The organism is Streptococcus sp. FSL K6-1323 (assembly GCF_038630745.1).
Lineage (GTDB): Bacteria > Bacillota > Bacilli > Lactobacillales > Streptococcaceae > Streptococcus > Streptococcus salivarius_D.
In genome coordinates this window covers 525,885-548,438 of sequence record NZ_CP152039.1, presented here as the reverse complement: position 1 = coordinate 548,438, position 22,554 = coordinate 525,885, and the positions used below count along the sequence as shown (strand labels likewise).

Below are 22,554 nucleotides of genomic sequence, written 5' to 3'. Positions count from 1 at the left end.
AAATAATCAAGAAAAAAAGTCGTTGTCAGACAATTTTGCACAAGCATTTTACATAATAAAACACGATAAACTCAATAACCCCTTGTATTTCCTAGATTTCTAGCCACTTCATTCAATTTATTTTTAATCACTCGTCATGCATAAAACAAAAAGGTCTAACACCTTGGTCAGACCTCTGTTTTTAAGTAAAAATTAGCCATTAAGAGCTTGAGCAGCTGTGATAATCGCCAAATTGTAAATATCTTCAGCACTAGCCCCACGTGAAAGGTCGTTAACAGGTTTATTAAGACCTTGCAAGATTGGTCCGATGGCTTCGAACATTCCCAAACGTTGGGCAATCTTATATCCAATGTTACCTGCTTGCAAACCTGGGAAGACAAAGACATTAGCATGTCCTGCTACGTTACTATCTGGAGCCTTAATAGCAGCTGTTGCTGGAACAAAGGCTGCATCAAACTGCAACTCACCATCAATAGCTAAGTCAGGACGCATTTCTTTAGCAATATTTGTTGCCTCTACTACCCTTTCAACTTTTGGCGATTTAGCAGAACCTTTTGTTGAGAAGCTAAGCATGGCCACTTTAGGATCAATACCAAAAACTTTAGCTGTTTCAGCAGTATTAATTGCAATTTCTGCCAATTCTTGAGCATTTGGTTCAATGTTGATGGCACAATCAGCAAACACCAAACGATGATCGGTATTTTCACGGTTCATAAGGAAAACACCTGATGTACGTGAAATGCCTGGTTTTGTTTTGATAATTTGAAGGGCAGGACGTACCGTATCCGCTGTTGAGTGAATGGCACCTGAAACCATTCCATCAGCAAGACCGAGTTTAACTAGCATAACACCGAAATAGTTCACATCACGAAGCAATTTCTCTGCATCTTCGACTGTTGCTTTTCCTTTACGGATTTCAAGAAATTTTTCCTTCATTTCCTCAAAACCTTCATAGGCTTCAGGATCAATAATCGTATAGTTAAAGTCTGCAAAGCCAAAATCGCTCAAGATTTTGTGAACCTCAGCTGGGTCTCCCAAAATAATAGGATCCACCAATCCTTCAAATTTCAAACGGGCAGCAGCACGAACCACACGGTCGTCGTTACCCTCAGGAAAAACAATCTTAACACCTTTCCCCGCAATACGTTCACGAAGTTCACCAAATAGACTACGCATAAAAAATCCTCAATCAATCTTTTTTAGTTTGTAAGTTCATGATAACGGTTTCAAAATCATCTGTCAAGGAAGATGCATGGACCATCTCTTTTTTGGTGAAAGGATCGATAAAGGCAAGACGATGACAATGCAAGGCCTGGCGCTTAATACCATAATCTAGGGAACCGCCATAAAGGTCGTCTCCCAAAAGAGGCAAACCTAAGTGGGCAAAGTGCACACGAATCTGATGCGTACGTCCAGTATGAAGATTGATATCAACCAACTTCACTCGACCATAATCAGCTACCAAGCGATAGCTCGTATGGGCATATTTCCCTGATTTATGAACCCGACGTGTAATAATAGAATCCACATCACGCGCAATCGGTGCAATGATTTCACCCTGCTCCTCAAGTTTTGTATCACCTTCAACCAAGGCATAGTAATGTTTCTTAATAGACTTCTGTTGCAACTGTTTATCCATTCGCGCGTGGGCATAACCATGCTTAGCAAACAGCATAAGACCAGACGTGTCCTTATCCAGACGTGTCACGATATGTACACGCTGATTGGGATAATTGTTGCTAACGAAGTGATGTTTGACGAAATTAGCCATAGTATTGTCATGGTTAACACTTGGAATACTGGCATAGCCATAAGGTTTATTAATCACCAAGAAGTTGTCATCCTCATAGACAATATCCAAGTCAAAAGGAATAGGTTTCAAGGTCTCGTGCGGTGCCTCATCAGGGATTTCAATGGCAACCACGTCTCCTTCATGGACAGGATAAGTCGCAAACTGTTCCTCACCATTGACCCAAATATGACCGCCCTCAAACTTAATCTTGGCCAGTAGCCCTTTAGAAATATCATGTTCCTTCAAAAAGGTCTTGACCCGACAAGAACGCCCTACTGTAAACTCATATCTCATTCTTCCATGTCTCCGATAAAGGAATCACGTACCCGTTCCCAGAAACTGGTATGACTGGCACTAGCCACAAAGGAAATCTTACGTTGGTCAATTGAGAATTCTACCTTTTTCACATTACGGTTGGTATAGGTTTTATTATCAACAGATAGAGTGTAGCTTCCCATTCGGGTAGGATAAACCGTAATCTTCTCATGCTTTGGCACAATAAGAGGACTACCTAAGGTACGATACACACGATTATTAAGACTGGCAATCTCAGTCAGTTGCAAGGCTTCAATGGTAGGATGAAGGACCGCACCACCAAGAGATTTATTGTAGGCCGTTGATCCTGTGGGCGTTGACACCGACAACCCATCACCACGAAAACTCTCAAACAAGACATCATTAAGGCAAACATCTGCTGCCATGGTTTTCTCATTACGCTTGATGGCTGCTTCATTGAGGGCAATCGACGTAAAAGAACGCCCATCAGCCAGGGTCAATTTGACATTCAAAAGAGGGTAAGAAATCTTAGCACCACTGTCTTTTCGCAGCGTCTCGATTAATTGATCTACTTCACTGTCCAAATAATCCGTATAAAAACCTAAGTGACCCGTGTGAATCCCTACAAAACGCACACGAGCAAGCTCTTTTTCATACATATGAAAAGCCGATAGCAACATGCCATCACCACCAATTGAGATGACCACATCTGGATTTTTCTTGGTCAAATAAAAATCTGGATCATCTCGAAAGGCATTAAAAAGTTTTGAGGCCACACGCCTACTTTGGGGTTTGCCATTGGCAATAATAGCTACCTTCATCTCATCCGAAGAGGTCTTCATCTGTGTCATCACTATTTCCTACACTATCCTTCAAAGTTCTGTTAATTGGATCAAAGAGCAACTGGGCATCTCTAATATCATCACGTATCTTACGCATTTCTTCATCAAGTTCATAGGCCATGCGGGCCGTATTTTCCAAGCGAAGCTTAATTTCCTCTGGAAAGTTCCCCTGATACTTGTAATTAAGGGAATGTTCAATGGTGGCCCAAAAGTTCATGGCCAAAGTCCTAATCTGAATCTCTGCAAGAATCTCCTTACGACCATCAATGGTATCAACGGGATAAGAGATAATAACATGATAAGAGCGATAACCCGAATGTTTACGGTTTCTGATGTAGTCACGCTCTGAAACAATGGTCATATCACTACGATGACGCAGCAAAGCTAAAACCTCATCCACATCATCGACAAATTGGACCATGACTCGGAGACCAGCTATATCCTGCATATCTTGAGCCAAATTTTCAACCGAAAGGCCACGAAGGGCGATTTTCTCCTCAATGGAAGCCACTGACTTCACACGTCCCGTCACAAATTCAATAGGCGAGTGACGATTTTGCTTACGAAATTGTTTACGAATGCCTCGGAGCTTGATTTTGAGCTCACCTACGGCCTGAATATAGGGGTCTAAAAATTGTTCCCAATCCATGGTCAAGATAGGACTCCTCCTTGTCAAAAGCTTTAGTTTTTTATAAAATAAATACAATCTGTTATATTATACCACATTTGAAAGCACAAGGGAGGACACACATGAACCATTTAGAGATAGAGTTCAAGACTCTACTCACCAAAGACGAGTACAATCGTTTAGCGATGCTTTTCTCCCATGTGACACCTGTTACGCAAACCAACTACTACATCGACACTCCTCAGAGTGACATGAGAAGTAAAAAACTCTCCTTGCGTATCAGGACGCTTCCCACTCATGGTGAGCTGACCTTGAAGATCCCTGAAAAAGTCGGGAACATGGAGTACAACGTTACCATGGATTGTTCGGATGCTAAGGCTTTGACTAAGTCGCTGGACTTTCCTGATTGTCAAATCAAATCCATTCTTCTAGAACGTGGGGTTAAGCTCGAGGACCTAACCATCCTCGGACATTTGACCACTACCCGTCGCGAGTACCAGACCAATATCGGCCTCATGGCCCTCGATGTCAATGTCTATGCTGATAAGAAAGATTACGAGCTTGAGCTAGAAGTTTCAGATGCTGAAAAAGGTAAAGACGACTTTGATGCTTTCCTTAAAGAAAATAATATTGACTTTAAGTATGCCAAGAGTAAGGTCGCACGCTTTGTAGCTACCCTCAAACGAGACAAAGACTAAAAGTTAGACAAGGAGTTAGCTCCTTGTCTTTTTATGTTTAAACACATGCAGCGTTAAATACTACAAGCATTTTATCTCATAAATGACCTCCAGAGGTCTAAAAACGCATACAAAGGAATTTTATCTAGCAAAGGTTCGGTATTTTTCACCAATATCATACTTTGATGGCTGAAATTTCTGCTTCTTTTTGCTAAAATAGAACTATCTGTAGTTTTATTACAATAGCCCTAACTGGGCTTAGCATCTTATTTTTTTAAAGGAGTCACCATCGTCATGGTACATCAAAAAGCAAACCCACAATTGAAATTGTTCTCGCTCAGCTCAAACCCAGAAATTGCTGAAAAAATTGCTGAGGCTACTGGATTGCCACTTGGTAAAGTATCTTCACGTCAATTTTCTGACGGTGAAATCATGATCAACATTGAAGAGTCTGTTCGTGGGGACGATATTTATATCATCCAATCTACAAGCAACCCTGTTAACGACCACCTTTGGGAATTGCTCATCATGATTGATGCCTGCAAACGTGCCAGTGCTAACTCTGTCAACGTGGTTATGCCTTACTTTGGTTATGCACGTCAAGACCGTATCGCTGCGTCACGTGAACCAATCACTGCTAAATTGATTGCCAATATGCTGGTTAAAGCTGGTGTCAATCGTGTCTTGACACTTGACCTTCACGCTGTCCAAGTTCAAGGTTTCTTCGATATCCCAGTAGATAACCTCTTCACAATGCCATTGTTTGCTGAATACTACAACGAAAAAGGATTCACAGGAAGTGATGTTGTCGTTGTTAGCCCTAAAAACTCAGGTGTTAAACGTGCTCGTAGCTTGGCGGAATACCTTGATGCACCAATCGCTATCATTGACTACGCTCAAGATGATTCAGAACGCGAAGAAGGCTACATCATCGGTGAGGTTGAAGGAAAAACAGCAATTTTGGTTGATGATATCCTTAATACTGGTAAAACATTTGCTGAAGCAGCTAAAATCCTTGAACGTGGTGGCGTTAAAGACATCTATGCAGTTGCTAGTCACGGGCTTTTTGCAGGAGGTGCTGCCGAAGTCCTCAACGCTGCTCCAATCAAAGAAATCTTGGTAACAGATTCAGTTGCGACTAAAGAAAAAGTGCCTACAAACGTTAAATACATTTCAGCAAGTGAGCTAATCGCTAACGCTACTACTCGTATCTTCGAACGTCAACCACTTAGTCCACTCTTTGCATATACAGCACACGAGGACTAAGCTATGGTTTATTTGGACAATGCAGCAACAACTCCTTTAAATACTGCTGCTATTTCAGCTATGACACATGTTATGACTGAAACCTTTGGAAATCCATCCAGCCTCCATGCTTATGGTCGTCAAGCTTCCAAGGAACTTCGTGAAGCCCGTGAAGAAATGGCCAAACAATTTAAAGTCCCTGCTCGTAAGCTCATTTTCACTTCTGGTGGGACTGAAGGAAACAATACAGCTATCAAAGGTTATGCCCTAGCCAATCAAGCTAAAGGCAAACACCTGATTACAACTGCTATTGAACACCACTCTGTCCTTCACACCATGGCCTACTTGGAAGAGCGTTTTGGTTTTGAAGTAACCTATATTCAACCAGAAAATCAAGTCATTACTGCCCAACAAATCGCTGATGCCTTACGTGACGATACTATTCTAGTTTCTGTTATGTATGCCAATAATGAGACCGGCCAATTGCTTCCTATCAAGGAACTTGGTGACTTGCTTGCCAATCACCAAGCTGCCTTCCACGTTGATGCCGTGCAGGTAGCAGGAAAACTTCCTATTCACCCAGAGCAACTTGGAGCTGATTTTCTCTCTATTAGTGCCCATAAATTCCACGGACCTAAAGGTGTCGGCTTGCTCTATCATAACGATTTGCATTTTGACAACCTACTCCATGGTGGAGAGCAAGAGGAAAAACGTCGTGCCAGTACTGAAAATCTGGTCGGTATTGCAGGTATGACCGCTGCTTATAAGAATGCTAGCGAGAATTACCAAGCCAATTACCAGCATGTTGAAAAGATTCGTCAGGCCTTTCTAGATACCCTTACCGTTCCTTATGAAATTAATGGTGGAGGATCTAGTCTACCTCACGTCATCAACATCAGTTTTCCTGGTAAGGAAAATGGCCCTCTCTTAACCTTGTTAGACCTAGCTGGCTTTGCCGTCTCAACGGGTTCTGCTTGTACTGCTGGAACTGTTGACCCTAGCCACGTCATCCAGGCCCTCTATGGCAAGGATTCTGACAAACTAAAAACAGCTATCCGCATTAGTTTATCAGAGGAAAATACTGCTGAAGAACTCCAAGCCCTAGCAGAAAAACTTAATCAAATCATAGGAGACCAACATGGCATTTGAAAAAAGCATTCATTTGACTGACTGTAAATACCGTTACACCATCAGTCCTAATGTCAAAAAATTCACCCTACGTGATACGACTTTTGTGCAAAATAAAATCGGAAACTACGAGTTGCACCGCCTTCTCGAAAAAGTGCCTAACTCAGGTGAAGGTTTCCCACTTAAAATCACTATTAACAAAGACTTGACTGGTTTCAAATTGTCAATTACAGACAAATCTGGCCTTCGTAACGTTAATATCTTTAAAAATGAAAATCATCACATCTTGCAAGAGAAATTCTATTTCTTGATGCAGAGTTTGGTTGACCGTAACGTTTTCGAACAAGAAGAAGTCTAAACTTCTTTCTTACTACATAGAAATAGCCTATCCTTGTGATAGGTTTTTTATATCGCCTCTTCTACACTATTTTGTTGCAATCTTCACAAACTTTTCTTAAAATATAAGAGAATCATACTAATTGAAGAAAGGAAAGCGATCAATGACATTTGAGAAAAACATCCCAAACGCCACTGCCAAACGTCTCTCTCTCTACTATCGTATTTTCAAGCGATTCCATCGTGAAAATATCGAGAAAGCAAGCTCTAAACAAATTGCTGAAGCGATTGGGATTGACCCTGCCACTGTTCGTCGAGACTTCTCCTACTTTGGTGAGCTAGGTCGTCGTGGCTTTGGTTATGACGTGAACAAACTAATGACATTTTTCGCTGAACTCCTTAATGACAATGCGACTACCAAGGTACTTCTCGTAGGTGTGGGGAATGTCGGACGTGCCCTTCTCCACTACCGTTTTCAAGAACGTAATCGCATGCAGCTGGTCATGGCTTTTGATACAGACGATAACGAACTGGTTGGAACTCAAACTGAGGACAATATTCCTATCTATGGGATTTCCCAAATTAAGGACAAGATTGCTCAAGAAGATATCAAAACAGCCATCCTGACAGTGCCATCAGTTAAGGCTCAGGAGGTGGCTGATCTTTTGGTTGATGCTGGAATTAAAGGCATCCTCTGCTTCTCTCCAGTCAACCTCAATCTTCCACGCCACGTGGTGGTCCAATACGTAGACCTGACTAGCGAATTACAAACCCTACTCTATTTCATGAAAGAAGAAGAAAAATCAAGGAGGAACAATGACTAAACCAATTATCGGAATCACAGCCAATGTAAGGCCTAATCCAGCCCATGAAGACATCAACTGGTCCTATGCCCCATCTGGCTTTGTAGAAGGAGTTCAAAGAGCCGGTGGCCTAGCAATCCTACTACCCGTATCCGATCCATCGGAAGCCAAGACCTATATCTCCATGATTGACAAGCTCATCCTTATCGGTGGGCAAAACGTTGACCCTAAATTCTACAACGAAAAGAACCATGCCAGTGAAGATGACTTCTTCCTCGAACGTGATATCTTTGAAATGGCACTTATCGAAGAAGCCACTAAGCAAAAGAAACCCATTTTTTCAATCTGTCGTGGAACTCAACTCATGAACGTCGCACTAGGTGGTAGTCTCCACCAAGACATCGAGAATCACTGGCAGGACAAGCCTTCTGATTACCTCTACCATGAGATGATTGTTGAAGAGGACAGTAAGTTGGCAGAAATTTACGGACGTGAAACCTCTATCAACTCCTTCCACCATCAAAGTATTAAACACTTGGCCTCTGACCTCCGTGTCATTGCGCGTGATCCTGAGGACAACACTGTCGAAGCCGTTGAGTCAAATACACCAGACCTTCGCTTCCTTGGTGTACAGTGGCACCCAGAGCTTCTGCTAGATAAACGTGAAGAAGACCTCAAACTCTTTGAATACGTCGTTAACGAACTTTAAAAGCAACTGAGACTGCACTCAGTTGCTTTTCTCTTGTCTTTATCACATAAGCTCAATCTAAAGCTCAAAATCCTCCCTCTCCTCACGAAAAGAATAATAGGTCGATTTGCCAACAATCAGATGATCAAGCAGACAAATCCCTAAATCATCACAAGACCGCTTAATCTTTTGTGTAAAATCAATATCATTTCGACTCGGATAGGCCTCACCCGATGGATGATTGTGAACCACAATCAGGGACGTTGCCATCAGATGACAAGCATAATGCAAAATCTCACGTGGCTCAGCAATCGAACGACGAACACCACCAATAAAGACCGTCTTCTGCTGAATAACACGATTCTGCGTATCCAAGTAGATAGCCACCAGATGCTCCTGAGGCTTGTCCCCAATATCCAACATCATACGACGGGCTACTTGCTGACTGGACATAATCTGCTCGGAACGAGCCAACTCGGCCTTCTCAATCCGCTTAGCCAACTCCACCATAGCCTTCAGCTCAATAGACTTCACACGCCCAATACCAGGAATCTTCTGAAGCTCATTCAAAGACAAACGAGACAAATCCGCCAAACTCGTCATCCCTTTCAAAATACGATTAGCCATAGATAAGACCGACTCAGATTTGGTCCCTGTTCGTAGTACTATCGCCAACAACTCCTGATCCGATAAAACCTCTGCTCCCTTCTGTAAGAGTCGCTCACGAGGCAAAAGCCCCGCCTCCTCAGATACAATACTATACATAAGAAAAAACCTCCTACTTACCTATTCGTAAGTGGGAGGGGGAAGTTAATTCAAATATTCAAAGATTCTATTATTATCATTATCCTGATAAATCTCTGTAAATGACGAACCAAATTCTTTATTTAAGTCTCTAGTTGTCAAAATATATTTTACATTTAAGTCTTTTAACTCATTTATATTTAAGTTAATATTTACATTATCGGGAACTGGTGTAGTCATAGATGTGTTCTCGTTCGTTAATGAATATTTTAAGTGTGCATATCTATTCCATACATCTTCATATTGATTTTGCTTATCAATTTTAGTCATAAGTTGTCTATCGGGATAAAATCTAACACCATCTATACTTTTAGCACCAAACATTTGAACAAAGTGATAGAGATTTGTAGAATCAGACATCCAAATCGCATTAGGATTTTTTCCTACAATGCTTTCAACTTCATGAGATAGTAATTTATTTTCAATAGCACCTATGCCATGTGTAACCGGATTAATAGTCAATCCACCCACAATTATAATGGCTAACATAATAGGATAGAATACTCGTTTTTTTCTATAAAGAATACAAATAAAAGCAATTAACATAATCACAATTAAAATAACGGATGTAAACCTTCCTAAATAATTCTTATAGATATCATCTGTTAGTCCTCTGTATAAGTAGAGTATCGTGACAGTGAATAAAGATGGTAAAATTTTAGTTAAATTTACTCTCTCTAATTTATCCCATATAAAGGATATAAACCATATCGAAGCAAAAACTGCAATTACTGACATCGATTGCCACGACCTCGAAAATGGTACATAGCTAAACAATGTCAATTTAGATAGTACCGTTGGGATACCAACTATACTATAAAGCATCAGCATTAGTGAATAAACTACTAAGACAATCCCAAAGATATTTTTATTTATATCTTTCCTCTTAATAACAAAAGGCAAGATCAGAAGTATATAAAGCAAGAAATTAAATGAACTTGATAGTTCAACTTGGTTACTCACTTGAGGTGCCTTAAATGGCAGAACAATATTATATAAGAAATCACTTAAATTTTTCCAAGTATATTCCCCACCAACGGAAATTCTTTTTCCTGGGTATACTGTATGAAGAGTTGCTGATATTGCATCCCAACTTTGATAAATGGTTAATGCATCTATCATAAGTGAAACAAATAAAGTTAATGCAATAACAATCACGTCAAATAGTTTAACTTTTTTATTTCTTAATGCCTTGAAAAACTGTATTACTGTAAATAATAGAATAATATAAGCAAAGGGGACTTGGAATGCTGGATATATAATTAACGGGAACCCAATAAGAGCAACTATCAAATTTATTGCCATTAATATTTTGAACACTTTCTTTTCAGAGTTAAAATAATGATATATAGACACCATTATCAATAATGAAAAGAATACCACATCGCCAAGATGTTGCATAAACCACCATTGTACTGTTGGTGTGAAAGTTATCCAAAAACTTGATACAGCTGATAATAGCTTACGCTTAGAGGTTAAAATCATAGCAAATTCATAAGCTAATAGTAGCATTGCTATAATTTTAAAACTCCAATACCAAGATAACCCTCTAGAAGCTCCTAAGAAAAGAAATCCCCAGTTAAATGGTTTCCCTATCGTTGAAATATGCCAGGATGAAACGTTATAAGCAAGCATCATATTCTGACCTGAAACTTGATAGGATTTATTTGTAAAATGATTTCCTGTTTTTACCTGAGATAAGTAAAAAGGTGTTTGAACTAACCATTCATCAGATCTGATTGGTCTAGGACTACCTATGATAGTATCATCCGTACGATACAGTGATGGAACCCATAACTTTAATTTTTGAAAGCCTTGATAATCGTCAACTGTCTTTGTTTCAGACTGAACACCTGACACGGTTTCTCTAACACCAAAGTTATTCCAATTAGCAATTGAACTACCATTAAGATTCAGACTTACTGAACAAAAAAAAGCAAATAGAGCGATTACGTAACGCCACTTGATAAAAGATATCCCCAAACTACGAACTTTTTTCATAAAATTATTTTCCATTTCTAGAGTTGATTAAAAAGAATTAACCAGTAAGAAATCGCTGGTAAAATTGCCAATAACGAAATTATAGTCAGATATAATCCAGATGATATTTTTCGTTTAGGAATTATGCTTAATAAAATGAAGTAAATTGGGATAAAATATCGTTCTTGAACTCCATCAATGGTATGACTACCAATTTCTGAGAACTGTAAGTAAAGTATGATAAATACCGAAACAATAAAAGCAAAAGAAATTAAATATTTTGAAATCTCAAACAACTTAAAATAAATATTTCTTGGTGCTTTCAGATAGTTTTGACTATTGTATTTAGCAAATACTGATAACACCAGTGCTGTAGCACTTAAGTATGTAAACAACTTTGGAATTGCATAAACAGCTAAATCATTCGTATACCCAATGGTATATACAAAAAAATTATAGCCCAATAATGTACGAGCAAGTAAGGTTAAAAAACTTGGGATATCTGATAAGATAAAACTCAACTGCTTGAACGTATCTACATTTCTACCAAAATAGGCACCTGTATTAATGTTCTTAACAATCAATACCCACCATACAGTTACCAAAAAACTAAGACCAAAAAGAAATAATAAATAAAAATATGCCTTATGTTCAAAATTTGATCTTTTTCTCAGTAAAAATGCAAGCGGTAATAGCAAAAATAAATATAGGAATATTGGAATTTTCCCCATTGATAATAATACCGTTACAATTGAGACAGCTAGTACATCATTCAAAGTAATGTTTTTTCCTTGCTTTAAAGAATAAACCACTCTCAATATTACAGCAAAGAATAAAGCTGAGATTGCAACCATATAACCATCGGCAGAAATATTCGTCCAACTAACTATTACAGTCGGAATAGTAGAAATAAATGCTAAAGTAAACTTCCCAACTGGTGTAATTTTAATAGCTAATATAAACAAAAGAAAATAGGTTAAGAAACCAATAAGTCTCATTAACAAATATTCTGTAACAGGCTTTATTCCAATAATTTTTGACAAATAAGCTGTAAAAACATATGGTAAGTAAGAAAAAGGTGTATAGGGAACAGTATTTGTATTCACATAAAACCTTTTCTGATTAGTATAAGGAAGTGAAGAAAATTTATGATACCAATCTTTATCCGTCGCTTTATACTTAGTAGAATTACCCGATTGAACTTGCTTAGCTTTTTCTATAAATTCATATTGTGTATTTGAAATTTTTCCTCCAGCAAGTGCAGGATTTCCATCCTGTAAACTAAGTAAATTACCATTTGAAAGTTCAACACTCCTTGCGTAATGCCCCATTTCATCTAATCCCACCATAGGGCTTCTCAAAGTAATCGACACTAATCCCGTAAGTAGAGTAACCATCAGAATGATTGTGAGCACAACATTACTATAACCTTTTCTACTCAAAAAATTATCTTTTATTGTTTCCATAATAGATTTATCAGTCCTTATAAAAGTCATAGATTTTCAACTCATACTGCATTCTATTTTGTCTTACTAGTGTATCTAGAATAAAACCAGCAATAAAAGATAAAGCGGCAAGAATCATCAACCCCGTTGCTAAAATAGCTGATGGCATCTTATCAATTAATCCTGTTTTAGCAAATTCAGTTACTACAGGAATCCCTACACATAGACCTAAAATGAATAATACAAGACTAACTAAGCTAAAGAACAATAGAGGTTTATAATCTTTAAAAAGGTTAAAAATCATTTTCAAAACTTTAAAACCATCTGAAAAAGTATTCAACTTAGATTCACTACCTTCTGGTCTATCTTGATAGGTAATCGGAACCTCGACCAATTTAAAACGTTTATCTAATGAGTGAATAGAAAGCTCTGTCTCAATTTCAAATCCAGGTGAAAGAACTGGAAAGGTCTTAACAAAAAGTCGATTAAAGCCACGGTAACCAGTCATAATATCTTGATAATTACCCTTATATAATTTATTCACTAGAAGTCTGACTAAATTATTACCGAAACCATGAAAACCTCGTTTATTCTCTTCAGCATAAGTACCATTTGACAACCTATCACCAATGGTCATATCAGCCATTCCTGAACGTAACGGCTCTAAAAGTTTTTCTACCTCATCTGCAGGATAAGTATCATCAGCATCAACCATAATATAGTAATCAGCATCAATTTCACGGAACATAGATCGAACTACATTTCCCTTACCCTGTCTAGGCTCAAAACGCACAATAGCACCGGCTTCTCTTGCTAATTCATTAGTTTTATCTTTAGAGTTATTATCATAAACATAAATATCCGCATTTGGAAGTGCTTTCTGAAAATCAGCAATAACCTTTTGGATAGTCACTTCTTCATTATAAGCTGGTAAAAGCACCGCAATTTTTTCTGTCATAATTTCTCCTTCATATTGTTAGATTTAAATTTTCTCTTTATTCTTCTCAAAATATACTTCACAGCGGTTCCTGGACCCACAATAATATATTTGAGAGCACCTTTTATACCACCGATATTATCAAAATTAATATAGGTATTTGGTAAAGTATCAGGTCGGATATTTAACACAACATTATCTACAAAAGGCGTAATATAGATATCGTTTTTTGCAATGGCATAATCATAACGTCTTGCCCAAGCAAGGTAGACTAGAATACGCTCAATTGAATGCAAAATGGTATGTTGAGGAATTGGTTCTTCTGGAATCTCTTCATCTTGTAAGTCAAGGTCAAACAATGGTTTCAAAGCATCGTACTTGAACCAAATGAATGTTCCATAACTCATGATAAAAGTATTCATCTTATCAAAGTCAATTTCTCGACCAAGATTCATACGCTCCCATAAATTATTCATTCCTTCGGCAAAACGATTCTCATTCCAAGGATCCACAATTTTAGTATAACGGAAGAAAGTTGGAATATCAGCAATTACAAGCCCTAACCTATTATCACGTTCTAGATTTGCAATAATATTATCAGCAGGTTGAATTAACATTGAGAAAAGTTCATTTCGCCATGAATCTCCAACCCAATAAGGGTATTCTGGTGATTTTTTCGTATGGAAATGTCCAATATAATCATAAGCAGAAAGTTCATCTTTCAACTTAAGCATTGGTATAACATCACGTCCACGATTCCCAGTAATAAAGATTCGAGCTACTTTTCCATTCTTATCAAGGATAGACAGAATCTCTTCCTTCTTCTCTTCTGAATCCGTTGTTAAGAAGAGATCATAAGTAAAGTGAAAATTCTCAAATTGCTTCAAAAAGTCTTCTAGTAAATCGACATAGTAGGTATGAAGATGTACAGCAATCTTTTTATTGTCTGAATATGGCTTTGAGCTTTCCTTAATAACCTTACGGTCAAGCAAGTAGGGTGGAGTCGGTAAACTCATATCTGACATGTGAGACAAAATGAATTCTACCGGATAGTCTGTTCTATTCTCGATTTCCTTAAGCAAATAAGGGGCGAGGTGCTGGGTTAAATCAAATGTCTTAACCTTAATGAACGGAACCCCTGCATCAAGCAAAACATGAGGATAATGAATTGTAAAATTACTATGGAAAAACTTATCATTTAGTGGAATCGTATTAAGAATCGATTCATACTTAAATCCAGCATCCATAAACTTCTTGGTATAAAGAGTTTCATAATTATCGATTACCTTTTGAACATCTTCGAAACTCTCAACTGATTTCCAGAACTTTTGAAAAACACTAGATTCAACTAAACGTTTTTTAAATGAAATAAAGTAGGATTGCAAATGTTCATGAATATAAATATCACCAGCCTTGATTCCTTGATGATTAGTCATACCCCAAAAATCTACATTTGGGTTTGATTCATATTTATCATAGATTGGTGCCATATCCCATAGAGGACCAAAACAGGTATCATTCATAACAGTGACAGAATCATACTGTTTCAAGTTGTCAAATCCAACAAATTCCATACCATCATGCCAAGCAGCAAAATCGTAACCTTTATTCTCACGTTGGATAAAATCATCAATCAAGTGTTTATCACGAAGCTTTTGTACTTCACTTTCACTAAGACGACTATTTGAAATAAAAACCAATTTATCAAACAAGGGTCTCATATGTTCAAGTTGATAAAATACATGTCGACTAATATGATCATACTTATTGAAATGAACATAAAGCAATAGACGTTTCATTTACTTCTCCTAAAGAAATTAATAATTTTAGTTGGTATTGTCCATCTTCTCGAAGTAACAACACTGTTATATTGGATTTGTAAGTCATCATATAAACTCTGTATACGATTCAACTCACTTTGAAAATCTTGATTTTCTTTCTTCAAGACTTCAATATACTCATTTTGGTCATGAGAAATTCGTGACACCTGATTCAGTCTTAAATCTAAATCTTCTATCTGACGGTCTTTTTTAAAAACTAAGATATCCAAATCACGATCCTTAACAAGAGCCAAGTGTGAAATTCTTTGAATATCCTGATCTGGATACTTGTTGAGATATTTAATTTGAGAATCTAAGATACCTGTGAACCGCCTTTCAGCAGTCTCCAATGTCATAGGTTTTGAATCAGATCCTAAATTCATACGATATACAGTAGTGGAATCACTCAAAAAAGAAATTTTAGTGCGTTTGAATAATTCAAGTTGTAACTCAAATGTATCATCTGTGGCAGTATCACTAATTTGAGCAGATACATCTTGCATAAGAGCGGTATCAACCAACCAGGTTGAAGCCATTGTCATTCCTTTCATGACAAGCATCTCTTCGTAAGAATCAATCAAAGGAAGTGCCTTATTAGCAAAGGCATCTTTTTGGAAAATATTTCCGTCTAGATCTACCATGTCAAATTCGGTATTTGACCATAGTGAATCTGTTGAAGCATCTAGCAAATCAACCTGCTTTTGAAGTTTTAATGGGTCCGTCCAAAAATCATCACTATCACATCTCGCGATGTATTGGCCCTTAGCTTCTTGGCAAACTTTTTTCCAAGTTCTAGCAATGCCAAGATTCACTTCATTACGAAAAGTTCTAACTTTTTCAGGAAACTTATTTTGATACTCTTGAATAATCTCATACGAATGATCTGTTGAAGCATCATCAATGATAATAATCTCGAAATCAAAATTTGTTTTCTGATTGAGAAAGCTATCCATAGCTTCTCGTACCCAATCCCCCTTATTATAATTGGTACAAATAATCGATACTTTCATTCAAACTTCCCTTTTTTCTCTTAAGAAAAACTCCACTTCCCATTTCTTTGAATAATACCAGTTGCAGAATCTTTAGCTGACTCATCATCATCATCAATATCATCCCTATTTAGAACAATAACTGGAATCTCATCAGCCGGAAGAAAGGCTAGAACTTGGTTATTCGCATCCCTTACAGTAATTTCGAGTTTTAACTTAATATCGTTTAGCCCTGCTAGTGAACACTGATAGTTTACTTTAAAATCACCCTTGCCACTTGTTAAATTGTCCATCGTATTATCATTATAAATCCAAATATTACGATCAATATCTGTAAATGAGATAGCAATATAAGTAGGCACATCTTCTAGCAGAGTATACGTCAAATCAAATGAAATTGGTTCATTTGGTGTCGCTCTCTTAGAAGACAATAGTGATAACTTCAGATTTTCCACAAGCGAACCACTTCTTTCAATTCCAGATTGTTCTGAAGTGATCACTTGTTCTGTATTGTCAAAACTATATTGATTGGCAACGTCTCTAGGTTCGCCTTTGGCTTTAATGTACCCGTCCTCAATCAAAATAGCCTTGTTACAGTACTTCTTAACAGCCCCCATATCATGGGTTACAAGAATTGTTGTTTTCCCTGATTTCTTACGTTCCATAAAGTAGTCATTACACTTACGTTGGAAGGCTTCATCACCTACTGCAAGAACCTCGTCAAGGATAAGAACATCACCCTGTGCCTTGATAGCCACAGAGAAAGCCAAACGGACCTGCATACCAGACGAGTAGTTCTTGAGTTTTTGGTTCATGAAATCTTCAAGCTCTGCGAACTCAACAATCTCATCATACATGGCATCAACTTCTGCCGTCGTAAAGCCAAGCATGGCTCCGTTCATATAAACATTCTCACGTCCAGTTAATTCAGGGTTGAAACCGACACCAAGTTCAATAAATGAAACCATTTTGCCATTTACGGTAACCGTCCCTTGTTCAGGAACATAAATTTGAGAAATAATCTTCAATAATGTTGATTTCCCTGAACCATTTCGTCCCACGATTCCGAAGAAATCACCTTCCTCAACTTCGAAGTCAATGTCTTTCAAGACATGTTGTTCTTTATAGCCTTTGATTCCTTTAAACCTATTTACTAGGGCAGTTCTAAGACTTTGAGTAGACTCAACCGGTAATTTGAAAAACTTACTTACATGGTCCACTTTAACTGCAATTTTCTTTTCTGTCATTAGAGAATCTCCGCGAATTTTTTAGCTTGATGATGGAAAATGTAGTAACCAATAGCAAAGATAACAAGTGGTAGGAAATACGGAATGATAGCAATAGCCTTATGTCCAATTAAATCCCAACCACGTAAGCTACCTGAGAAGACAATAAAATGTCGCAAGTCCTGAATAATTTGTGCTAAAGGATTCAACATCATCAGTTTTGCAATCTTAACTTGTCCACGTTGCAAAATAAATGTCAATGAATAGATAATGGGTGTCGCATACATACCAGCTTGCATAACTACTTCCCAAATCGGACCAATGTCACGGTACTTAACAAAGAGCGTTGCTAAGACAAAGGCAATACCAGCTGAGAAAAGAAAGAGTTCAGCAAACAATGGAATAACTGTCAACCAGCCTAATGAAAAATTAACACCATTTACCAAGGCAAAAACAAAGACAACAAGGAGGTTAATCACATAGTTAATTGAAGCTCCAACAACTGACGAAATAACAATAATTTCTTTTGAAAAATTTAGTTTTCGTAACAAGTCACCCCTTGATACAATTGACATCATCCCCATACTCGTCGCTTCCGAAAAGAAACTCCATGTAACCATACCGATTAAGAGGCCAATGGCATAGTGTGGTGTTCCATCATCAAAACGTAAGAAGCGAACAAATACCAGGTACATAATTGTAAAGAGCATAAGTGGTTTCAAAATAGACCACAAATGACCGATTAAACTACCTTGATAGCGCAATTTGAAATCGGTTTTAACCATTTCTCGTAACAAAATACGATTTTTCTGACTAAAAAAGTCTAACATCTTTCTCTCCTCTATATGCAAACTTTGTAAGAATCAATGTCGTAAACACAGTTGTGTGAAAAGCTCTATTTTTTCGATAACCGTATTTTCGGATACGTGCTAAACGTTCTCTAAATGGAGCATCCATAATTGTCACAAAGTTTTCAATGATTTCCTTATTCTGTGAACTTAACGGGAGTTCTAACAAATTTCTAGCCTGATCTTGACTAGCTTTGATAAGACTCCAATATTTGGCAAAAAGGATATGGGGTCTAACCCAATTTTTCATCCGCTTTCGCAAAGTTCGGGCACCAAGGACATTACTGCTATGCTGACGATAAAGCTCGGTTGGCTCATCAATATAGACTAAGTTACCAAAGGCAGAAGCTAGCAAACCCAGATACCAGTCATGCATCAGTAAATCATGCTTTTCCTCACCAGTCCATAGTTCTGCTAAAGCATGGTTTATCATAGCAACGCCACCAGTAACTGTATTTTCAGTCAACTCTTGAATCAGCTCAGTATTCGCATGGTCAGACTGAGTACGAATCATACTCTCATGCAGGACAGATAAATTTTCATCCACTACCTTTAAATCTGTGTAAATGAGTAAAGGTTTATCCTGAGAATACTTTTTGGCTTCTGCCACTTGAAGTGAGATTTTTTCAGGAAGCCAAAAATCATCCTGATCACTGAAACAGTATAGGTCTGCCTCCCCATGCTTAAGTAGGGCATGGAAACTTTTGATTACACCAACGTTTTCAACATGATTCTCATTGATAAAGTGAATACGTGAATCTCGTGCAGCCAGTTGTTTAATAATTTCAACTGTCCCATCAGATGAACCATCGTCACGTATGAGAAGTTTCCACTCTTGATAGGTTTGCTCTTGGATACTCTTCACTTGTTCTGCTAAATACTGCTCACCATTGTAGGTTGACAGTAAGATATTTACTTTCATGATAAAAATAACTCCTCGTACTCACCTACAATTTTTTTCCAAGTAAAGTTCTGTTCCATGTTCTCCTTAGCTAACTTACCTAGTTCAGAGTAATCTAAAACACCATCTACTTGATCAATCAAATAGGACAGATTGCCCTCATCTTTTTTCCAATAACAAGCTGTATCTTGAGCTACTGACCGGTTAAATGAGACGCCTAATACTAAATTCAAATCAGTTTGTGCCATAGCTTCCAGTAAGCCAGGGTTGGTTCCTCCAACTTCATGACCATGAATATAAGCAAAGGCTTCTTTGCGAATATATTTTAATAGGTCTTGATCATAAACTGTTCCAACAAACTTCACACGTGGATCCGTATCAAACTGTGTTTTAGAACGCAATTCCTCAAAATAAGCATTGCCCTCATGATTACAAATAATAATTAAATCACGTTTTGTTGAGGAACTCATAAACTCACGAATAGCCGTTTCATAGTTATTTTCTGGAACAAAACGACCAAGAATCAAATAATAGTTTTTCTCGTAAGTATTCCACATCTTGTAAATATCTCTAACTTTGGCATCCTGATGAGTCAGTGTTGTCAGAGATAAATCAGTTCCATAAGCAATGTAAGTTGTCTTAGACCACGGATAGGCTCCTTGAATATAGGTTTCAATTCCTGGATTATCCGAGATAACTAAGTCAGCATGTCTTGTCATTACTTTCTCAGAGTACTTTAGATAAGCTTGTACTGGCTTGGGCCACTTAGCTCGTTTCCACTCCAAGCCATCTGGATTAATGTAGAATTTACCACCAATTTTATGAATCTTAGTAGCAAAGGGAGCCACAAAAGCACCTATAGTATTTCCTAGAACATAGAAAATCGGTTCTTCTATATTTTCCTCATGTATTATCTTCAAAGCGTAATTAATAGCCATCATATCATAGGCAATAACGCGAGCCGGTCCTAATTTAGGCGCCTTAATCGTGAAACAATCTACACCTTTATATTCGAAATGCTTATATGCCTTTTTATCAGAAAGGCAGGCAACATGGTATTTAATTTGGGATGAAACTTGGTTGGAGACTAATTGATCTACAAATGTCTCAAAACCACCGTATTTTGCTGGAAGTCCACGACTTCCGATAATGAATACGTGTTGCATAAATCCCCTTTCTAACAAGTCTATAATCTAGTCAATTATACCATTTTACAAGGCTTTTGCCTAATGCAAACAGAAAAAGGGACCTCTAGAGGTCCCTTCAGAATGAAGACAAACATCAAAAACGATGTTTGTCTTCATTCTGAGATGGTACGAAACCATCTTCTATATTTTAGTTCTTATTTCACTTCTTGTTTGTAAAACTCTTTCAAAGCATCTTGCCATGTTGGGATGACAAATCCTGTAGCCTTAGCCTTAACCAAACTCATTGTTGAGTTAAGTGGGCGTTTAGCTTTAGCTGGAAATTGGCTTGAATCAACAGGTTTCACTTCAACATCAGTATCTTTGAGGATTTCAACCGCAAAGTCATACCAAGTTGTATCTTCTGCTGCATCATTTGACAAGTGATAGTAACCATATTCCTTACGGTTTTCAGCCAAATAAGTCATAAATTCTGCCAAAGTACGTGTCCAGGTTGGACGACCATGTTGGTCATTAACAACTGTAAGTGTCTTGTGAGTCTTAGCAAGGTTTTGCATAGTGAAGACAAAGTTCTTACCATAGTTACCGAATACCCAAGCAGTACGGATAATGTAGTAGTTAGTCACATGTTTTTCGACTAACTCTTCACCCATGCGTTTTGTACGACCATACTCTGTCTGTGGATCTGGTTTATCATCAACTTCCCACTCTTGACCGACTGGTTTTTCACCATCAAAAACGTAGTCAGTTGAAATATAAACCAGCGTTGCACCATGTTTTTCAGCAGCCTTAGCGACATTTTTAGTACCTGTCACGTTGATAGCATAGTCAAGCTCTTTACCTTCATCTTCAGCAGCATCAACAGCTGTGTAAGCAGCACAGTGATAAACCAAGGTTGGTTTTACTTCCGCAAAAACTTCATCTACTTTGGCAGCATCTGTGATGTCCATTTCTGCCACATCTACTGCTACATATTCTTCGTTACGTTCATCAAGAAGGTGACGAAGTTCAGTTCCGAGTTGGCCATTTGCACCTGTTACTAGAATCATATTTTTCTCCTTGTAATTTTCATTAATAGCACTTTAATTTTAACAAAAAAAGGGTGAAATTTCACCCCTTTTCTTTAATAACATACACTGGTCGTTTCTTGGTTTCTAAAAAAATCTTGGAAATGTAGTGACCGATGATTCCAAGCGCTAAGAGCTGAATTCCCCCTATAAAGAGGATAATAGAGACAAGGCTCGCCCAACCAGCTACGCTTCCACCAATGGTCAACTTTCTGATGATGACGAAAATAATCCCAACCAAAGAAATCAAGAATGAGAAGGTCCCCGCCCATGTGGCAAGCTTCAAGGGTACTTCTGAGAAGTTGATAAAGCCATCAAGTGAGTAACTCAATAGGCTCCAGAAAGACCATGAAGTCTCTCCTGCCACACGTTCACGATTTTCATAAGAGACATAGGCCACGTCAAAGCCGACCCAAGAAAAGAGACCTTTTGAAAAGCGATTGACTTCCTTGAGCTCAAGTATGGCATCAACGACTTGACGAGTCATCAAGCGGAAATCACGTGCCCCATCCACCATTTCAGTATCAGAAACTTTATTAATCAGCCAATAGAATGCCTTTGCAAAAAGCGAACGAATAGGTGGCTCACCCTTGCGGTCTGCACGTCGTGTCCCCACAACGTCGTAACCTTCTTGGATTTTGGCATACATCTCGATGAGCAGTTCAGGTGGATCTTGAAGATCGGCATCCATAACTGTGACGTAGTCACCTTGGGTTGCTTCAAGTCCTGCCAGTAAGCCTGCTTCCTTCCCAAAATTACGCGAGAAAGAGAGATAATGAACATTCTCAAATTGTTTTGAAACCTGTCTCAGAACTTCTAAGGTGCGATCTTTTGAACCGTCATTGACAAAGTAATAGTTGAAAGCCAACTGATTGGCCATTTGTCGCTCAACTGCCTGACAAGCCTCTAAAAAAGGATGAATAGTCTCCTCCTCGTTATAACAAGGAACAACGATAGCCAGTGTTTTCATAAGATTT

The 22,554-nt window shown here is 38.0% G+C and carries 22 protein-coding genes; 6 read left to right on the top strand and 16 right to left on the bottom strand.

Annotated elements, in window-relative coordinates:
- Nucleotides 1–192: 192 nt before the first annotated feature.
- From pta to NST80_RS02800, 4 genes are read right to left on the bottom strand one after another with little or no spacing between them, the layout of a single operon-like run.
- Nucleotides 193–1,176: a phosphate acetyltransferase gene (pta, locus tag NST80_RS02815; RefSeq protein ID WP_183138125.1), complete on the bottom strand. Its 984-nt coding sequence runs from the start codon at nt 1,174–1,176 to the stop codon at nt 193–195.
- 13 nt (nt 1,177–1,189) lie between these two features.
- Nucleotides 1,190–2,086: an RluA family pseudouridine synthase gene (locus NST80_RS02810; RefSeq protein WP_002884380.1), complete on the bottom strand. Its 897-nt coding sequence runs from the start codon at nt 2,084–2,086 to the stop codon at nt 1,190–1,192.
- Nucleotides 2,083–2,919: an NAD kinase gene (locus NST80_RS02805; protein WP_002884507.1), complete on the bottom strand. Its 837-nt coding sequence runs from the start codon at nt 2,917–2,919 to the stop codon at nt 2,083–2,085. The genes NST80_RS02810 and NST80_RS02805 overlap by 4 nt, the downstream gene beginning before the upstream one ends.
- A complete protein-coding gene (locus tag NST80_RS02800; RefSeq protein WP_045768515.1) occupies nt 2,891–3,565 on the bottom strand; it encodes a GTP pyrophosphokinase family protein in 675 nt (224 codons plus the stop codon). Before NST80_RS02800 ends, NST80_RS02805 begins: the two co-directional genes overlap by 29 nt.
- A gap of 95 nt (nt 3,566–3,660) precedes the next feature.
- On the opposite strand from NST80_RS02800, the gene NST80_RS02795 reads away from it, so the two are divergent.
- The 6 genes from NST80_RS02795 (at nt 3,661) to NST80_RS02770 (ending at nt 8,436) form a co-directional block, all read left to right on the top strand.
- Complete coding sequence (locus NST80_RS02795; protein WP_045768514.1) at nt 3,661–4,236, top strand: CYTH domain-containing protein; 576 nt, start codon at nt 3,661–3,663, stop codon at nt 4,234–4,236.
- A gap of 273 nt (nt 4,237–4,509) precedes the next feature.
- Nucleotides 4,510–5,481 carry a ribose-phosphate diphosphokinase gene (locus tag NST80_RS02790; RefSeq protein WP_013990217.1) on the top strand — a complete coding sequence of 324 codons (972 nt, stop codon included), beginning with the start codon at nt 4,510–4,512 and terminating at the stop codon, nt 5,479–5,481.
- Between the two features lie 3 nt (nt 5,482–5,484).
- The gene (locus NST80_RS02785; RefSeq protein ID WP_183138124.1) at nt 5,485–6,609 is read left to right on the top strand and encodes a cysteine desulfurase family protein; all 1,125 of its coding nucleotides are present in this window, start codon (nt 5,485–5,487) and stop codon (nt 6,607–6,609) included.
- Complete coding sequence (locus tag NST80_RS02780) at nt 6,599–6,946, top strand: DUF1831 domain-containing protein (protein ID WP_045768512.1); 348 nt, start codon at nt 6,599–6,601, stop codon at nt 6,944–6,946. Before NST80_RS02785 ends, NST80_RS02780 begins: the two co-directional genes overlap by 11 nt.
- 142 nt (nt 6,947–7,088) lie before the next feature.
- A complete protein-coding gene (locus tag NST80_RS02775) occupies nt 7,089–7,748 on the top strand; it encodes a redox-sensing transcriptional repressor Rex (protein WP_045768511.1) in 660 nt (219 codons plus the stop codon).
- Nucleotides 7,741–8,436, top strand: coding sequence for a gamma-glutamyl-gamma-aminobutyrate hydrolase family protein (locus NST80_RS02770; RefSeq protein WP_070849842.1), 696 nt, complete (start codon nt 7,741–7,743; stop codon nt 8,434–8,436). The genes NST80_RS02775 and NST80_RS02770 overlap by 8 nt, the downstream gene beginning before the upstream one ends.
- 57 nt (nt 8,437–8,493) lie before the next feature.
- Here NST80_RS02770 and radC read toward each other — a convergent pair whose 3' ends face one another.
- The 12 genes from radC to NST80_RS02710 form a co-directional block, all read right to left on the bottom strand.
- Nucleotides 8,494–9,180, bottom strand: coding sequence for a DNA repair protein RadC (gene radC, locus NST80_RS02765; RefSeq protein ID WP_045768510.1), 687 nt, complete (start codon nt 9,178–9,180; stop codon nt 8,494–8,496).
- Nucleotides 9,181–9,225: 45 nt separating this feature from the next.
- The gene (locus NST80_RS02760; protein WP_235289457.1) at nt 9,226–11,220 is read right to left on the bottom strand and encodes a hypothetical protein; all 1,995 of its coding nucleotides are present in this window, start codon (nt 11,218–11,220) and stop codon (nt 9,226–9,228) included.
- 17 nt (nt 11,221–11,237) lie between these two features.
- Nucleotides 11,238–12,665 (bottom strand): DUF2142 domain-containing protein, encoded by a 1,428-nt coding sequence (locus NST80_RS02755; RefSeq protein ID WP_235289454.1) that lies wholly within the window; start codon nt 12,663–12,665, stop codon nt 11,238–11,240.
- Nucleotides 12,666–12,675: 10 nt separating this feature from the next.
- On the bottom strand, nt 12,676–13,602 hold the full coding sequence (locus tag NST80_RS02750) for a glycosyltransferase (RefSeq protein WP_045768507.1): 927 nt from the start codon (nt 13,600–13,602) through the stop codon (nt 12,676–12,678).
- Nucleotides 13,599–15,380, bottom strand: coding sequence for a rhamnan synthesis F family protein (locus NST80_RS02745; RefSeq protein ID WP_183138122.1), 1,782 nt, complete (start codon nt 15,378–15,380; stop codon nt 13,599–13,601). The genes NST80_RS02750 and NST80_RS02745 overlap by 4 nt, the downstream gene beginning before the upstream one ends.
- Complete coding sequence (locus NST80_RS02740) at nt 15,377–16,411, bottom strand: glycosyltransferase (RefSeq protein WP_045768505.1); 1,035 nt, start codon at nt 16,409–16,411, stop codon at nt 15,377–15,379. The genes NST80_RS02745 and NST80_RS02740 overlap by 4 nt, the downstream gene beginning before the upstream one ends.
- A 20-nt stretch (nt 16,412–16,431) precedes the next feature.
- Complete coding sequence (locus NST80_RS02735) at nt 16,432–17,637, bottom strand: ABC transporter ATP-binding protein (RefSeq protein WP_061652275.1); 1,206 nt, start codon at nt 17,635–17,637, stop codon at nt 16,432–16,434.
- The gene (locus NST80_RS02730) at nt 17,637–18,446 is read right to left on the bottom strand and encodes an ABC transporter permease (RefSeq protein ID WP_014634840.1); all 810 of its coding nucleotides are present in this window, start codon (nt 18,444–18,446) and stop codon (nt 17,637–17,639) included. Before NST80_RS02730 ends, NST80_RS02735 begins: the two co-directional genes overlap by 1 nt.
- A complete protein-coding gene (locus NST80_RS02725; RefSeq protein WP_038676534.1) occupies nt 18,430–19,386 on the bottom strand; it encodes a glycosyltransferase family 2 protein in 957 nt (318 codons plus the stop codon). Before NST80_RS02725 ends, NST80_RS02730 begins: the two co-directional genes overlap by 17 nt.
- Nucleotides 19,383–20,531 carry a glycosyltransferase family 1 protein gene (locus NST80_RS02720; protein WP_045768503.1) on the bottom strand — a complete coding sequence of 383 codons (1,149 nt, stop codon included), beginning with the start codon at nt 20,529–20,531 and terminating at the stop codon, nt 19,383–19,385. The genes NST80_RS02725 and NST80_RS02720 overlap by 4 nt, the downstream gene beginning before the upstream one ends.
- A 176-nt stretch (nt 20,532–20,707) precedes the next feature.
- Nucleotides 20,708–21,559 carry a dTDP-4-dehydrorhamnose reductase gene (rfbD, locus tag NST80_RS02715; RefSeq protein ID WP_183138121.1) on the bottom strand — a complete coding sequence of 284 codons (852 nt, stop codon included), beginning with the start codon at nt 21,557–21,559 and terminating at the stop codon, nt 20,708–20,710.
- A gap of 61 nt (nt 21,560–21,620) precedes the next feature.
- On the bottom strand, nt 21,621–22,547 hold the full coding sequence (locus NST80_RS02710; RefSeq protein ID WP_045768501.1) for a glycosyltransferase family 2 protein: 927 nt from the start codon (nt 22,545–22,547) through the stop codon (nt 21,621–21,623).
- Between the last annotated feature and the right edge of the window lie 7 nt (nt 22,548–22,554).

Bases quoted from the DNA above. Each gene is read 5' to 3' on its own strand.
- NST80_RS02805 (WP_002884507.1), bottom strand. From the start codon at position 2,919: ATGACACAGATGAAGACCTCTTCGGATGAGATGAAGGTAGCTATTATT.
- NST80_RS02745 (WP_183138122.1), bottom strand. From the start codon at position 15,380: ATGAAACGTCTATTGCTTTATGTTCATTTCAATAAGTATGATCATATT.
- NST80_RS02785 (WP_183138124.1), top strand. From the start codon at position 5,485: ATGGTTTATTTGGACAATGCAGCAACAACTCCTTTAAATACTGCTGCT.
- NST80_RS02720 (WP_045768503.1), bottom strand. From the start codon at position 20,531: ATGCAACACGTATTCATTATCGGAAGTCGTGGACTTCCAGCAAAATAC.
- NST80_RS02810 (WP_002884380.1), bottom strand. From the start codon at position 2,086: ATGAGATATGAGTTTACAGTAGGGCGTTCTTGTCGGGTCAAGACCTTT.
- NST80_RS02750 (WP_045768507.1), bottom strand. From the start codon at position 13,602: ATGACAGAAAAAATTGCGGTGCTTTTACCAGCTTATAATGAAGAAGTG.
- NST80_RS02725 (WP_038676534.1), bottom strand. From the start codon at position 19,386: ATGAAAGTAAATATCTTACTGTCAACCTACAATGGTGAGCAGTATTTA.
- rfbD (WP_183138121.1), bottom strand. From the start codon at position 21,559: ATGATTCTAGTAACAGGTGCAAATGGCCAACTCGGAACTGAACTTCGT.
- NST80_RS02740 (WP_045768505.1), bottom strand. From the start codon at position 16,411: ATGAAAGTATCGATTATTTGTACCAATTATAATAAGGGGGATTGGGTA.
- pta (WP_183138125.1), bottom strand. From the start codon at position 1,176: ATGCGTAGTCTATTTGGTGAACTTCGTGAACGTATTGCGGGGAAAGGT.
- NST80_RS02760 (WP_235289457.1), bottom strand. From the start codon at position 11,220: ATGAAAAAAGTTCGTAGTTTGGGGATATCTTTTATCAAGTGGCGTTAC.
- NST80_RS02730 (WP_014634840.1), bottom strand. From the start codon at position 18,446: ATGTTAGACTTTTTTAGTCAGAAAAATCGTATTTTGTTACGAGAAATG.
- NST80_RS02795 (WP_045768514.1), top strand. From the start codon at position 3,661: ATGAACCATTTAGAGATAGAGTTCAAGACTCTACTCACCAAAGACGAG.
- NST80_RS02790 (WP_013990217.1), top strand. From the start codon at position 4,510: ATGGTACATCAAAAAGCAAACCCACAATTGAAATTGTTCTCGCTCAGC.
- NST80_RS02710 (WP_045768501.1), bottom strand. From the start codon at position 22,547: ATGAAAACACTGGCTATCGTTGTTCCTTGTTATAACGAGGAGGAGACT.
- NST80_RS02770 (WP_070849842.1), top strand. From the start codon at position 7,741: ATGACTAAACCAATTATCGGAATCACAGCCAATGTAAGGCCTAATCCA.
- NST80_RS02755 (WP_235289454.1), bottom strand. From the start codon at position 12,665: ATGGAAACAATAAAAGATAATTTTTTGAGTAGAAAAGGTTATAGTAAT.
- NST80_RS02775 (WP_045768511.1), top strand. From the start codon at position 7,089: ATGACATTTGAGAAAAACATCCCAAACGCCACTGCCAAACGTCTCTCT.
- NST80_RS02735 (WP_061652275.1), bottom strand. From the start codon at position 17,637: ATGACAGAAAAGAAAATTGCAGTTAAAGTGGACCATGTAAGTAAGTTT.
- radC (WP_045768510.1), bottom strand. From the start codon at position 9,180: ATGTATAGTATTGTATCTGAGGAGGCGGGGCTTTTGCCTCGTGAGCGA.
- NST80_RS02780 (WP_045768512.1), top strand. From the start codon at position 6,599: ATGGCATTTGAAAAAAGCATTCATTTGACTGACTGTAAATACCGTTAC.